The 13,633-nt window shown below is 36.6% G+C and carries 15 protein-coding genes; 4 read left to right on the top strand and 11 right to left on the bottom strand.

From position 1 onward, the window contains the following. Positions 1–39: 39 nt before the first annotated feature. The 6 genes from NXG62_RS12115 to NXG62_RS12090 form a co-directional block, all read right to left on the bottom strand. Positions 40–1,248, bottom strand: a complete 1,209-nt coding sequence (locus NXG62_RS12115; RefSeq protein ID WP_427112682.1) for an alanyl-tRNA editing protein — start codon at positions 1,246–1,248, stop codon at positions 40–42. Positions 1,249–1,582: 334 nt separating this feature from the next. Further along, a complete protein-coding gene (locus NXG62_RS12110; RefSeq protein ID WP_427112681.1) occupies positions 1,583–2,347 on the bottom strand; it encodes a sugar phosphate isomerase/epimerase family protein in 765 nt (254 codons plus the stop codon). Then, positions 2,328–3,443: an ABC transporter ATP-binding protein gene (locus NXG62_RS12105; protein ID WP_427112680.1), complete on the bottom strand. Its 1,116-nt coding sequence runs from the start codon at positions 3,441–3,443 to the stop codon at positions 2,328–2,330. Before NXG62_RS12105 ends, NXG62_RS12110 begins: the two co-directional genes overlap by 20 nt. After that, positions 3,443–4,270, bottom strand: coding sequence for a carbohydrate ABC transporter permease (locus NXG62_RS12100; RefSeq protein ID WP_427112679.1), 828 nt, complete (start codon positions 4,268–4,270; stop codon positions 3,443–3,445). The genes NXG62_RS12105 and NXG62_RS12100 overlap by 1 nt, the downstream gene beginning before the upstream one ends. Beyond that, the gene (locus NXG62_RS12095) at positions 4,260–5,138 is read right to left on the bottom strand and encodes a carbohydrate ABC transporter permease (RefSeq protein WP_427112678.1); all 879 of its coding nucleotides are present in this window, start codon (positions 5,136–5,138) and stop codon (positions 4,260–4,262) included. Before NXG62_RS12095 ends, NXG62_RS12100 begins: the two co-directional genes overlap by 11 nt. A 92-nt stretch (positions 5,139–5,230) precedes the next feature. Further along, positions 5,231–6,535: an ABC transporter substrate-binding protein gene (locus tag NXG62_RS12090; protein ID WP_427112677.1), complete on the bottom strand. Its 1,305-nt coding sequence runs from the start codon at positions 6,533–6,535 to the stop codon at positions 5,231–5,233. Between the two features lie 571 nt (positions 6,536–7,106). On the opposite strand from NXG62_RS12090, the gene NXG62_RS12085 reads away from it, so the two are divergent. Next, positions 7,107–7,526, top strand: coding sequence for a NusG domain II-containing protein (locus NXG62_RS12085; protein ID WP_427112676.1), 420 nt, complete (start codon positions 7,107–7,109; stop codon positions 7,524–7,526). A gap of 70 nt (positions 7,527–7,596) precedes the next feature. Here NXG62_RS12085 and NXG62_RS12080 read toward each other — a convergent pair whose 3' ends face one another. From NXG62_RS12080 to NXG62_RS12070, 3 genes are all read right to left on the bottom strand, one after another. Continuing rightward, positions 7,597–8,019, bottom strand: coding sequence for a hypothetical protein (locus tag NXG62_RS12080; protein WP_322351623.1), 423 nt, complete (start codon positions 8,017–8,019; stop codon positions 7,597–7,599). Then, complete coding sequence (gene arsB, locus NXG62_RS12075; protein WP_427112675.1) at positions 8,016–9,092, bottom strand: ACR3 family arsenite efflux transporter; 1,077 nt, start codon at positions 9,090–9,092, stop codon at positions 8,016–8,018. The genes NXG62_RS12080 and arsB overlap by 4 nt, the downstream gene beginning before the upstream one ends. A 74-nt stretch (positions 9,093–9,166) precedes the next feature. Continuing rightward, on the bottom strand, positions 9,167–9,514 hold the full coding sequence (locus NXG62_RS12070; protein WP_427112674.1) for an ArsR/SmtB family transcription factor: 348 nt from the start codon (positions 9,512–9,514) through the stop codon (positions 9,167–9,169). A gap of 192 nt (positions 9,515–9,706) precedes the next feature. Here NXG62_RS12070 and NXG62_RS12065 point away from each other — a divergent pair, with 192 nt between their 5' ends. Further along, positions 9,707–10,276 carry a phosphatase PAP2 family protein gene (locus NXG62_RS12065; RefSeq protein WP_427112673.1) on the top strand — a complete coding sequence of 190 codons (570 nt, stop codon included), beginning with the start codon at positions 9,707–9,709 and terminating at the stop codon, positions 10,274–10,276. Positions 10,277–10,423: 147 nt separating this feature from the next. On the opposite strand, the gene NXG62_RS12060 is transcribed toward NXG62_RS12065, so the two are convergent. Beyond that, entirely contained in the window at positions 10,424–11,002 is a 579-nt protein-coding gene (locus tag NXG62_RS12060; protein WP_427112672.1) for a DJ-1/PfpI family protein, read from the bottom strand. A 519-nt stretch (positions 11,003–11,521) separates the two neighbouring features. On the opposite strand from NXG62_RS12060, the gene NXG62_RS12055 reads away from it, so the two are divergent. Together NXG62_RS12055 and NXG62_RS12050 are read left to right on the top strand one after the other, a co-directional pair. Further along, positions 11,522–11,863: a hypothetical protein gene (locus tag NXG62_RS12055; protein WP_427112671.1), complete on the top strand. Its 342-nt coding sequence runs from the start codon at positions 11,522–11,524 to the stop codon at positions 11,861–11,863. Between the two features lie 175 nt (positions 11,864–12,038). After that, entirely contained in the window at positions 12,039–12,248 is a 210-nt protein-coding gene (locus NXG62_RS12050) for a hypothetical protein (protein WP_427112670.1), read from the top strand. A gap of 306 nt (positions 12,249–12,554) precedes the next feature. Here the strand turns inward: NXG62_RS12050 and NXG62_RS12045 are convergent, their stop codons facing one another. Beyond that, the gene (locus tag NXG62_RS12045) at positions 12,555–13,520 is read right to left on the bottom strand and encodes a cobalamin biosynthesis protein CobD/CbiB (protein ID WP_427112669.1); all 966 of its coding nucleotides are present in this window, start codon (positions 13,518–13,520) and stop codon (positions 12,555–12,557) included. Between the last annotated feature and the right edge of the window lie 113 nt (positions 13,521–13,633).

Here is a 13,633-nt window from a genome sequence, read left to right as displayed (position 1 = left end):
GTACAGGTCTGTATTTTCTGCAGCCTGCTCACTTGTTTATTATTTTCTAATACATTCAAAAAGTTTTTCCGCCTGTTGTTTCCATTGAGAAAATACGGAAGCAGATCCTTGACATAAAACAGGGCTGCCGCCGCCTTTACCGTTAAAAAGTGTATTGGCTAATTTAAGATACGTACGGCAATCCAAGTTCACTTCCGCCCCACTGCCAACCATATAATAAATCCGATTCTCCTGACAATATACAATTACTGCTACCGCATGCTCAACAGCAACTAATTTTTGAAGAAGCATTTTTGCCGACTTAGGAGTATAGGGATCCTTCATAACGGTAAATATCACATTGCCTTGTCCATCATTTACGCCCTTCTTCCATATTTCATCTATTTCCTGCCGCTGAATAACGTCCGTCTGCTGACGCACATCTTCATGCAGCATACGCACTTTTTCCTGCAAGCTCCGAATTCCTTCACAAACCAATTTTTCTTTTGTTGATAACATATTACTTGCTTCTTCAATATACTGTACCTCCTGACGGATAGTTTCCAGCGCCCATCGCCCACACAAAAATTCAATACGCATACCGCCGCGATGTCGTATCATTTTCATTATTTTAATAATTCCGATCATCCCAGTATAGGGCGGATGGGTTCCACAGCAAGTACACACATCCCCATTATCAATAGCCACGATACGAACCATCCCCTTAATTTTTTCATTTTTTTTTCTCATAGCCAGCTTAGCTGCTTCAGAGGAAGGTGCATATAACACATGAATTGCCTTATTCTGCCAAATTTCTTCATTCGCAAAATTTTCCGCCTGCACAGCCTGCTCTTGCGTAATTTCCTGATCCAAATCAATTGTAACCATTCGTTCACTCATATGAAATCCTATGTTATGCACGCCAAACAGCTTCCAGAACGAATATGATAAAATATGTTCCCCACAATGCTGCTGCATGTAATCCAGACGTCGCTGCCAATCTACATATACAGTTACTTCCGTTCCTGGTGCCAGCAAGGCATCACAACAATAAGAAATAGTACCTGCTTTTTCTGTCCCGTGAAGGACATGAACGATTTTCCCGCCTCCTTCTATTCTTCCTGTATCACTCAATTGTCCGCCGCCTTCGGGAAATAAGACCGTTCGATCCAATACAATATTGTATTTTTCTCCATCAAAAACACACGATGTAACAACCGCCTTACATTCCCGGGCCAAAGAATCTTGCTCATATAATTTTTCTGTCATTATATTACCTCACAAAAATAACATAGTATAAACCAACATAATTAACGTAAAAGTGCATATCGATACATTGACGCCTCAATTCCTGCTTTAAATACTGCTTTTTCATCACAATCAGAATACTAGCTCACACAATTACCGCTCTTTGTTTTATCAATCAGCAGTCTAACCAGCAACAATTTCATTCTCGGCGTAATATCGATTGCAATATGACTGTACCTATCTCCTAAAAAAACAGCACACAAGAATATTCCCCCTTCACCTCCTTGTGTGCTATCCTTTGTATTTTATTTTACTATAGTATACCTATCTAAATTGTATTATGCAAGAAAACAATTTAAATCCTTAGTTTTTTTCGAACGACATCCAATTCCTTTATCATATTCGCTGCGTTTTTATAGTTTCCATCTGCATATTCAAAAACAAAAGCTGCTTGCGACGCATACTGCTTAATTATCTCCATAAGACTTCGCCAATCAATCGTACCTGCGAATAACGGCAAGTGTTCATCGATTTTTCCGTCATTATCATGGAGATGAAATGCACTGATGCGTCGGTTTAACGCCGTAATAACACGACAAGTATCCCAGTTATTAATATGTGCGTGCCCTACATCAATGACGGCCCCCGCTGCCTGAAATTCTTCAAAAAGAGCGACGTATGCCTCTTCATCAAAAAGATTATTTTGTTTTAATCCTACGTTTTCTATCCCCATTTTGGCTCCATCCAGTTCATTTGCTAATAGCTCGATTCTGTGCAGCCGTTCCAATACCAGTTGACGACAAAATTCCATATCTCCGCTCCACTGTTCATTGGTATGAACAACAACATATGTTGCCCCGTTTTTTTTGGCGTACGAAAATGCTTTTCTATATTGTTCTAAATATGCCGTATCGTTTGGGTCTGCCAAATTCACAGTAACACATGGTCCATGAATAGACAACGTCTTTTTGTCTGCCCGCATGCGCTGCAATATAACGTCCCAATAGCTATTACTGCCAAATTCATAAAAGAATTCAATGCCATAATCTTCCGGCAGTTTTTCCATTTCTATTTCATTAAATGCTGGAAATGCAAGATCACTAATTTCTATAATTGCCATATTTATTTTCTCCTTTTTCACGAACATATAAATTTATTTCTGTTTCTCTATCAAAAAACAAAACATTTTCCCATAAAAATTGTATTCCTACATTTTCACCGGCTTTTATTTCATAAGTTTCGCCTGCAAACTGACTAAATATAGCTGTACCATCAGCCAAATACAGCTGTGTCGTTTGTAAATTACCTGTATTTTCCGTATACCGGCAACTCCCTTTGAGCATAGCCCAATCATCTGTAGTAATATGTATGTTTTCCGGACGAATACCAACAATAACACTATGTTTCCCGGCTAACACTGAAGCAATCCGATCCGGCAGCGGAACTGCAACTTTCCCTATAAAAAGATGTCCATCGACAATATCTGCCGTTATCAGATTCATCGCCGGCGACCCAATAAAAGAAGCAACAAATTCATTAGATGGATTATCATAAATTTCACGAGGTGTCGCAATCTGCTGCAATGTACCATCACGAAGTACAGCAATCCGCTGTCCTACCGTCATAGCTTCTACCTGATCATGGGTGACATAAATCATAGTCGATTTATTTATTTCATGAATTCTGACTAAATTTTGCCGGGCTTGCTGCCGCAATTGAGCATCCAAATTAGATAACGGTTCATCAAGAAGAAAATAGGGAGATTGCTTAACAATCGCTCGACATAATGCAACACGCTGCTTTTGTCCACCCGACAAAGACTTTACAAGACGTTGTTCAAATCCATCCAGATGAAGCATTTCCAACGCATCCTTTGCTCTTTTTTCAATTTCTTTTTTACCCAGTTTTTGAATTTTTAAACCAAAAATAATATTTTCCCATACATCCATGTGAGGAAATAAAGCATAACTTTGAAATACCATTGCAATATTTCGTTTTCCCGGTGCCATAGTATTAACACAGGTTCCCCCCATAAACAACTTCCCGTCAGTAATATCTTCAAATCCCGCAACCAGTCGCAGCGTTGTGCTTTTCCCGCATCCTGATGGTCCTAGGAATACAACCCGCTCTCCTTCTTGTATCTCAAAGTTTAGTTGCTTGATAACTTCTTTATTTCCATACGACTTACTTACATTATCAAATATAATATTGTGCATTACCCTTTCACTCCTGCCTGCATAAATGTATTAAGAATAAATTTCTGGAAAAACAAGTACAAAATAAGCGGCGGCAAACTTGTCAGCACAGCTACAGCCATGGCAATTCCCCATTCACTGCCGCCTTCGGCACTAATGAACATTTGCAGTGCCAAAGACAATGTATATTGTGATTTATCTTTTAGTATTAGCAGCGGCCAAAAATATTCATTCCACGAATTGATAAAAAACATAATCCCTATAGCTATAACCGATGGACGTACAAGAGGGAACACCACACTGCGAAGAAGATAAATAGGACCTGCTCCTTCTAATACAGCTGACTCCAGAAGCGCCTTCGGTATACTTCTCATGGCCTGACGCATAAGAAATATTCCCATGCCATCCGCCAGTTCGGTAAGCATGACTCCATAAGGAGTATTCAGCAACCCTACGTGGGATATCAATAAATAATTCGGCATAATCAAAACCGTAACGGGAATAAAAAAGGTCATAAGCATGGAATTAAATAAAAGCTCTTTTCCCTTGAATCGATAATATACAAATGCAAAGCCAGCCAGCAAACTGGTAGTAAGTTTGAAAAAAGTTACAAAAAAAGCAATAAAAAAAGTATTCCATATAAAATCGAAAATAGGAAAACGTCCCAGAACTATCATATAATTTTCTAACGTCGGTGAAGAAGGAAGTGGATTCAACGCAGATTGAAATATCTGATTTAATTCTTTAAACGATGCCGAAAGCATAAAAACAACAGGCCATAAGGAAATAATAACCGCCGCAATCAAAAAAATATGGCAAATTAGTTCTTTTTTTATATTAATTTTCATAATACACCTTTTTGTCTGCCACACGGCTGCGCCACCCTAAAAACAAGGTAAAAAGCATCATTGTGATCATTGCATACGCCGCTGATTTACCCGTTTGATAAAAAACAAAAGCATATTGATAAATAGCATAAACCAGATTGGCGCTGCCCTGATCCGGACCTCCCTGTGTCAACATATTGACAGGAACCATGACATATTGCAGACCGAAAACAACGGTAATAACAAAAACATACATCGCGGAAGAAGATGTCTGCGGCAAAATGATTTTTTTAAAAATTATCCAATCCGATGCATTTTCCAAGCGTGCTGCCTCGATGATTTCCCGCGGAACGGATACCATTGCCGCCAAAAGAAGAATCATATTATAGCCGAAAACCTTCCAGCCAATAATGCTGCTTATCGAGAATAATACAATATACGGCTCTTTAAACCAGCGTGGAGAAGTACCTCCAAACATTTTTACTATCTCATTAACCGGACCGGCCATGGGATTATATATCCACAAAAAAATAATACTCGCTACAGCAAGACTCAGCAAAGAAGGTAAAAACAACAGTGACCGATATATCGTTTTTCCATATTTCAACATATGCGCTATCATATACGAATAAAAATACGGAAGAATAAAGTTAAAAACAAGTAAAAAAACAATAAATAAAATTGTATTGCCTACGACTTGATAAAATTCCGGACTTTGAATAATGACAATATAGTTACGTATTCCTACAAATTTTGCCTTGGCACTGACCATATTCCACGAAAAAAAGCTCAGCCCCAAATTCACAAGCAGCGGCCAATAATAAAAAACAAAGAAAATCAGTACCGATGGAAGAAAAAAAGCATATCCTTTACCGGATAATCGATTCATAATTACTTCTCCTTTCAAAAAAACGGCAGACAGGAAGATTCGCTCTACAGTTCCCCGTCCGCCGCTTCTTACACGTATCATGTCAATATTTTTCAGCCTTCCAGTAATTCATTGATTTTTACAGCCGCATCATGCAATGCTTCTCTCGCAGACTTGCTTCCATTCAATACAACATCGCGAGTATCAATAAGGACCTGTTCTGCCTGCAGTCCATTCTGTCCCGGAAAACTTATCCAAGGCGTTACATTCGGAAGCATTTCCATGGCTTTCTTAACATTTTCATTTTCATCCATTAATTTCTTGTAAGGACCTTCGGCATCCATTTTTTTCCTCGGCGGCAAATATCCGGTGCCTGTATCCCATTTTGTTAAATTGTCCGCTGATTCCAAATATTTTACAAATTCGGCAGCAGCTTTTTGTTTGGCCGGATCTTTGGATAAAATCATAAGGAAGTTACCGCCCGCCGGTACCTTTACCGGTTTGTTGCCGAATGCGGGAAAGGCTGTCGTCATTACCTTAAAGTTGGAACTTTTTTCAAAATTCGCTCGTTTGCCAATTGTAGTACATACCATAGCCAATTTACCTGATGTAAATGCCTGGAATCCTTCCTCATTTGTTGCATGAAGACCTATGCCATCCCTTACCATATCCGCAATAAATTGATATCCTTCAGCGGCTTCCGGTGTATCGAAACCCGCCTTCCATTTTCCGTTTTCCTGTTTCAGCATAGTACCGCCGTTTGATTCAACCAGTGCTTGATTCGTCCATGTATCTGCATATTCTTGCATAAAAAATGCCGATGCCCCTGTTTTATCCTTAATCTGCTGTGCATATTCACGAACCTCCTGCCAAGTCTTTGGCGGCTTTGACGGATCAAGCCCAGCTGCCTTAAAGATATCTGGATTATAATATAACACAGGAACAGACAAAGAATAAGGCACACCTACTTGCGTTCCGTCAGCCGTCTGCGCCAACTTGGCAATATTGGGTTCAAACGTATCTTTGATAAAGTTCGGATCACCTGCTGTCGCAAAAATCTTATTTATATCATCATGTTTAAAATTTTCATCGGCATAATTGAGGAAATCCCATCCCATCTGCACTACATCCGGTGTCTGTCCAGAAGCAACCGCTGCTTGTAAATTCTGTGTCAATCCCTTATACATATCAGGATTAAATTTTTCTTTTACTTTTATATTGGGATGACTCTTGTTGAAATCGTCCACTAACTCTCGCAGCGTCTGTCCGCCGAAACTATCGGAAGCCACGTGCCAGTATTCAATTTCTACCACCTTGCCGGTATCACCAGTCCCACTGCCAGAATTACTACAACCTGCCAAACCTGCGACCGCTATAAGACCGACAGATGCACAAATTATCATCTTTTTCCAATTCATTACCATATCCTCCTTATTGTCCAAAAGCCAGTATTGTTAAACTATTTGATATAAGGAATTGTATGAAATGTATGTAAAAATATCACCTTTATTTGATAAATAGTCTGTAAAATCTAAGTTCCTCGGTTATACTCCCACCGCATTTCGTATTCACCATCTGCATCATCTAATATTCATATGTTTTATGAGAACTATATTTTTGTTTATCTCTCTATATATTAAATAAAAATTTAATGCAAATGAGACGCGTTTAAAAAATTGACATGCAAAAAAATATAGAAATTCTCCCAGATACATTCCATAAACATAGCATATATATTATTTTATTTAAGATATTTTCCCCTGTTTAAGTTGCTGGACTTTTTTATAATATATGTGATATACTCAGCTATAGTTGAGAATTGTTTTTATATTTATTTTAATTTTTTAGTTCTTTTACAGCACAATATTTACATTATTTTGATATATTATATAAATTGAAAAATTCGGCATTCTATTGCTCTTATTAGCTCGGTAAAATATAATGTATTATACTTACTTAAAAAAAATCAAGGAATCTCAACGTAAATACATGAGATTCCTCTATCAAAAGAACGCACGTTTTGTATCTGCCACACATATAAATAGAAATGATATCTGTTTACTTTTATGCTTATTAGTACTATCTTGTATCCCATTAGCATTTGAATGGAAAACATTTTTCCAAAAACCAGATGAAGCACAAGTATGGGTCAATGGCAAGCTACAGACGACTATTTCACTTTCCTCTGAATTAAATACAGAATTTGAAGTACAAGATATTCCCGGTTATGCAATTATACAAGTAAAAAATGGGAAGATACGTATACATACTGATGATTCTCCCCGCCAAATCGGAGTTCATATGGGTTGGATTGACAAACCATATGAACAAGTGGTTAACGTCCCTTACAAAATAATGATCGTTATAACGGGTAAACAAACCTCTGACATTGATGCTCTCGCTCAATAACGGACTTATGTTCTGCTTTTATGTCTTTGGTGGCCGTTCTTTAAACTATGATTCAAAACTATTTTTATTACTACGTAAATAACATCCCCCTACGATTACTAATATTTTCTTTCAATACAATAATCTTTTTTTCAATCACAAAAATAATTTTTTTGAACTCTTCATCATCTTTTCCCGTCGGATCATCTAAACGCCAGTCTTCTCGATACTTACAAGGAAGGTAGGGACAAGTAACATCACATCCCATAGTAACAACAATATCTACTGAAGGTATATCTCCCAATAATTTTGATTGTTGTGTTTTCTCCATATCAATTCCATACAGCTTTTTTACTAAGCGCACTGCATCTTGATTTATTTGCGGTTTTATTTTTGTTCCTGCCGAGTAGCTTTCAAATACATCAGCAGCATAATAAGTTCCTAAAGCCTCCGCAATCTGGCTGCGGCAGGAATTATGTACACAAATAAAAGCAACCCTTATTTTTTTAGTCATATACATTTTCCACCGTTTATAAAATTGCAATAATACCTCCGTTTAAAATACAATGCTGCATTTACGAATGTGATCATAACAGGAACTTCTACTAAAGGTCCAATCACAGCTGTAAAAGCTTGATCTGAGGCAATACCAAATATCGCAACAGCAACAGCAATCGCCAACTCAAAATTATTACTGGCAGCCGTAAATGCCAAAGTAACCGTCTGTTCATAGGTAAATCCACTGCGATACGATAGAAAGAAGCTTGCAAAAAACATAATCGCAAAATAAATTAAAAGCGGGATTGCAATACGAACAACATTTTCCGGATTGTTTATGATTTCCTCTCCTTTAATCATAAACATAATAACAATGGTATACAACAGAGCCAGTAAGGCTAATGGGGAAATTTTAGATATAAAAACCTGTTCATACCACTCTTTTGCTTTGACCCGAAGTAATCCAAATCTTGTGAGAAAACCGGCAGCAAATGGTATACCAAGATAAATCAGGACGCTTTCTGCGACCTCAATCATTGAAATTTCAATAACTTGTCCCCCCCAAGACAAACCCAGCCATTGCGGCAGAACAGTAACAAAAAAATATATGTATAATGTATATAATAGAATTTGAAAAATAGAATTGAGCGCCACTAGTGCTGCACAATATTCATTATCACCTTTGGCAAGTGTATTCCAGACAATGACCATAGCAATACACCGGGCTAATCCAATAATAATCAACCCAATGGCAAAACCAGGTATATCGTTTAAAAACAGTACAGCTAATCCAAACATTAAAATAGGACCGGCAATCCAGTTTTGAAAAAGAGAAAAAGCAAATACTCTTTTGTGCTTCATTACTTTTCCGATTTCTTCATATTTTACCTTAGCCAACGGTGGATACAGCATAATAATAAGACCTATGGCAATAGGCCAAGATATCGTACCTGTACTGAATGAACCCAATGACAATGCTGTTGATGGAAAAAGATAACCGCCAATTACACCCAAGACCATTGCTGCGAAAATCCACAGCGTAAGAAACCTATCTAAAAATGACAACCTATTTTGTTGTATATTCTCCATATTGTCTATCTCCCATACCTTAAATTTTTTACACGCCCATGAAATTAAAAATTTTATTTTTCACCTGAAACCAATTATTTTGTTTTATTACAATAATCCTTCTTTTGTGTTAACCACATATTTAATCTATCTAAATCATGTTGATATAAGGCAAGTTCTCTTAAAGTACCATAAACTAAGTAATCTATAAATCTTACCCGTTCATCTTTATGTATAGAATAGTATGCCCATTGTGCTTGTTTTCTATCCTGTACCAATCCTGCGTTTTTCATATAAATTAAATGCCGGGAAGCTTTTGCCTGAGTAATCTGCAATGTCTCCATAATATCACACACACATAATTCTTTTTCATACAATAGATTTAATATTCTTAATCTCGTTTCATCTGATAACGCTTTTAAAATATCCACTAATTTTTCCATGTAGCTCTCCCTCTTTTATGATCGTATAATCGTTTAAATGATTATACGATCATAATACTATTATTAACAACTATTTGCAACTGTTTTTAGATAAATTATATGATCTATTCCATTTTTTCTTGCATTTGACACAAAAATATAACTGCTTTACAATAATTTTAAAGGGTTTATAAGTGAAGGGAGAACTATATAGTGGAATTATTTGCAGTCATAGACCAAAATCTACTGTTCTGGATACAAAACAACGTGGTAACTTCTACATTGACTCCCTACATGCTGCTCCTATCCAACATAGGCAACATAGGTCTAATTTGGATTGTTTGGGCTATATTCTTGTTATGCATAAAGGAATATCGCATGACCGGTATTGCTGTATTATTAGGATTATTAATCAGTTTAATCCTGGGAAATGGTATTTTAAAACCTTCTTTAGCACGTTTGCGTCCTTATATTATTTATTCTTGGATGTCGCCAGACATAGTGATTCCGCTACCAACAGATTATTCATTTCCTTCTGGTCATACTTTCGGATCCTTTTCCGCAGCCACTATAATTTTCTGCCGAAATAAACATTGGGGAATTTTTGCCTTGATATTAGCCTTAGGAATTGGATTTTCTCGCGTATATTTATTTCTTCATTATCCTAGTGATATACTAGGTGGTATGTTGTTAGGAATACTATGCGGCATTTTCACATATAAAATAATCTGCTATGTATTAATATCTCCCCCATGGCATAAAAATAAACAAAAAATGAACTAACATTAATTATTTAAGAAAAAAACAAATTGTCTTTATAGACAATATAAAAGCTGCCAGTAATATGCTGTTTTACTGGCAGTTTTTATATTGCTTATTTTTCTATTTAATAGGATAAAACAATAGCGTATATTCACAACCGCATATTTTTTATTTTTCCAACAGTTTAATAAATTCTTTCAATATCGCCGTATTACCCGGCCAAGCCGGTGATGTTGCAAGATTTTCACAAACCACTGCTTTATCGGCATCAACAGCCTTAAACGTCCCGCCTGCAATAGTAATATCTGGGCCAACTGCGGGATACGCTGTGAGTGTCAATCCCCTGACAACATTGGCGGCTGTCAAAATCTGCGGACCATGACAAATAGCCGCCACCGGTTTTTTGTTTTTCATAAAATATTTAGTAATTTCAATAACCTTAGGATCCAACCGAATATATTCCGGAGCTCTCCCCCCTGTAAGGTACAATCCATCATATTGACTCATATCGATTTCATCAAAGGATGCATTTAAGACAAATTGATGCCCTTCTTTTTCGCAGTAGGTTTGATCACCGAGAAAATCATGAATCGCCGTTTTAATTTTATCTCCTGCCTTTTTCCCGGGGCATACAACATCAACATGAATTCCTACCATTTCCAACGCTTGAAAAGGAACCATTGTTTCATAGTCTTCTGCAAAATCACCAGCTAACATTAATACTTTTTTTGCCTTCATCATTGTCATATTTATTCCTCCCCATCTGAAATAATACATTTCTACACCCCATACATCGTGCACACCTGTAGTAATAATGAGGTCCCATATAAAATTTATAAATACAAGGTATTGTCCCATATGGGCTATTAACAAAAATTTTAATTAAAAAACATTTTTATATTATAATGTATTATATTATTATCATAATACTCACCGCTCATTATGATATACTGACAATACTACTACAAATCAACTAGGTCACTTCTATTGTAACACGCAGACAGTTACGTATCAAATCGCTGTTTTCATCAAATAGTGACAAGTTGTTGTGGATATTTTTTTGAAGGTCTTCTTTGATTTATACGTCATCAGTTCATGAAATCACCTTGTTCTATATTGCGCATCCAGCGGTGTAATATCGATGCACTTCCCGACATACTGTACTGATCAACGGCTTGGTTACAATACGGATGCCGGTGTTTATTTCTTACTCCATCCCATTTCCCGTTAACTCAATCATATGGATATATCCCGGTATCTAAATCCATGAATCCAACAGACGCCCTCGGGTGTGGCACTATTTGTACCAAACACTGCTGTCACCGTCGATCTATTGTTAATCAGATGTTGCGAGAAATAGCGCGTGAGCTGAAACTGATTGCCAAAAAACGTCAGCCATCATCCAATATGCCACAACAGATTATAAACGATTTATCCGTCAACAACACATACCTACGGATGGAGAACTTGCAAATCGGAAGTTATACCCTATTAATACAGACCTTACTGCACAGGAAGAAAAATTCGATAGATATTACGGTGTCTGCACGAATCTGGAAAATATACGTCTTCTATCATCCAGATCAATCGGCAACAGTGGGAAATTGAGGGAAGTTTCCGTATCATGAAGACAGGGTTCAACCCCCGGCCGGTATCTCAGTCGGGGTAACCATATTAATGCCCATTTTACGATATTTTTTTAACACTCATGCTGTACCGCTTTTTAGAAAAGAAGTTGGATAACCGGTTTATCCGCCCCCAGATTCCGCAGGGACTTCGGGATATGAATTTTTACAAGTTGGGGAACGAAGGATACGTCCCCGCCAATGTCAGTAATGTATTTACCGACACTTTGCATAAAAAATTTCAGTTCCGTACCGATATGCAAATTATTCCCACAAAAAAAATGAAAAAAATTTGTAACTTAACTAAAAAAGGTAAAACATTACTTACTTTTTCTTTTACAACTGTCAAAGATGAGATGACGTTATAGCATCTTCCAATGCTGCATTCCAACATTTTTCACACGAAATATTGCCACAAAAACAGTTATTATCCAACCCATACTGTTTCGGACAATAATTTTTTTTGATTGATTTCCATATATCAGGGCAATACTCCCGGATTAAACTAAGCTTTTTTTTCATAGTGAATGTACCCATGATTATATTACTCCATCCTTATAGTCCAAAAATCAACGCCTCATTATCCGAATGAAAACATTGTGCTCACTGCTGGACACAATATGCTAAAAAGCATTAAAGGATACCGGCATGTCAACTATTTTCTCTGAACTCCATTACAATAATATTCCAAACACAATCCATGCCACCGCTAAAGACAATAACATATACATAATAGATGACGCATACATCATATTATTCGCTTTTATAATATCTTCACAATTCAATTTCTGCATAGCATCTCCAATATATGGCAGATATATAATGTGTTCTCCATAATTACGTTGTCCACCCATCTGTATATTCAAAGCACCTGCAATAACCGATTGCGGATATCCCGCATTGAGTCCATTTTTCTTATGATCTCGCTTAAATATCCGTACTGCATTTCTCAAAGAATAACGCAGTAAATATGCAGAATATATCAAACATATTATATTAACACGAGTAGGCAACCAGTTAAAAAAGCTATTGACTCGTGTTGCTGTTATACCAAAGTACCGATATGTTAAGTGTTGACTGCCAAACCTATCAGCCATAATCAAAACAGCTCTATGTAAACAACCAAGAGGAGCTCCTCCAATACACATAAAAAATAATGGAGAAATAACTTCTTCTGTAGATTTTACAGCAATGGCAGATACTGTATCATTAACAATTTCTTCCTGATTCAAGTGTGAAGAATCATGTCCGGTAAACTTACCTAATTCATCTCGAGCTGCGTTAAAATCTTCGTTCAGCAAGTCCGTATGAATCCATCTCACGGTATCACGAATATGACGTAAATTCAAAATCTGATAACACACTACTGTATGTACAATCCAATCAGCTCCATGAAATAGAAAAAAAGCGATGATAATCAATATTACTGGAACAATCATCACAATAAACATAACTAAAATAACATACAAAAAGCCAAAAACGTTCTGCCTTATGGCAGAATCATTTTTATTCCACATATGCTGTTGTAAAAAATCGACTAACCATTTAATAAAACAAACGGTATTAGGTATCCATGGAAGATTGGCTATACTTCTATTAAAAATATAGGCTAAACAAACCGAAGTGAGTATATAAATCATTGAAATCATACACCTCATTTTTTGTCAACTCAATATGTTCTAATATTTTATAATTTACCTAATTTATATTATGCATCATTACTAATAATTTTTGCTATCAATAATTACAAATC

Origin of the sequence: Megasphaera sueciensis, assembly GCF_050219315.1 — a bacterium.
In the GTDB taxonomy this organism is placed as follows: Bacteria; Bacillota; Negativicutes; order Veillonellales; family Megasphaeraceae; genus Megasphaera_A; species Megasphaera_A sueciensis.
The sequence above is the reverse complement of the archived record's forward strand: the minus strand, read 5'-3'. Positions and strand labels throughout refer to the sequence as shown.

Coding starts and splice junctions, on each gene's coding strand:
- NXG62_RS12090 (WP_427112677.1), bottom strand. CDS start 6,535: ATGAATTGGAAAAAGATGATAATTTGTGCATCTGTCGGTCTTATAGCG.
- arsB (WP_427112675.1), bottom strand. CDS start 9,092: ATGGAGAATATACAACAAAATAGGTTGTCATTTTTAGATAGGTTTCTT.
- NXG62_RS12085 (WP_427112676.1), top strand. CDS start 7,107: ATGAGATTCCTCTATCAAAAGAACGCACGTTTTGTATCTGCCACACAT.
- NXG62_RS12080 (WP_322351623.1), bottom strand. CDS start 8,019: ATGACTAAAAAAATAAGGGTTGCTTTTATTTGTGTACATAATTCCTGC.
- NXG62_RS12060 (WP_427112672.1), bottom strand. CDS start 11,002: ATGACAATGATGAAGGCAAAAAAAGTATTAATGTTAGCTGGTGATTTT.
- NXG62_RS12050 (WP_427112670.1), top strand. CDS start 12,039: ATGAATTTTTACAAGTTGGGGAACGAAGGATACGTCCCCGCCAATGTC.
- NXG62_RS12055 (WP_427112671.1), top strand. CDS start 11,522: ATGAATCCAACAGACGCCCTCGGGTGTGGCACTATTTGTACCAAACAC.
- NXG62_RS12070 (WP_427112674.1), bottom strand. CDS start 9,514: ATGGAAAAATTAGTGGATATTTTAAAAGCGTTATCAGATGAAACGAGA.
- NXG62_RS12115 (WP_427112682.1), bottom strand. CDS start 1,248: ATGACAGAAAAATTATATGAGCAAGATTCTTTGGCCCGGGAATGTAAG.
- NXG62_RS12110 (WP_427112681.1), bottom strand. CDS start 2,347: ATGGCAATTATAGAAATTAGTGATCTTGCATTTCCAGCATTTAATGAA.
- NXG62_RS12105 (WP_427112680.1), bottom strand. CDS start 3,443: ATGCACAATATTATATTTGATAATGTAAGTAAGTCGTATGGAAATAAA.
- NXG62_RS12045 (WP_427112669.1), bottom strand. CDS start 13,520: ATGATTTATATACTCACTTCGGTTTGTTTAGCCTATATTTTTAATAGA.
- NXG62_RS12095 (WP_427112678.1), bottom strand. CDS start 5,138: ATGAATCGATTATCCGGTAAAGGATATGCTTTTTTTCTTCCATCGGTA.
- NXG62_RS12100 (WP_427112679.1), bottom strand. CDS start 4,270: ATGAAAATTAATATAAAAAAAGAACTAATTTGCCATATTTTTTTGATT.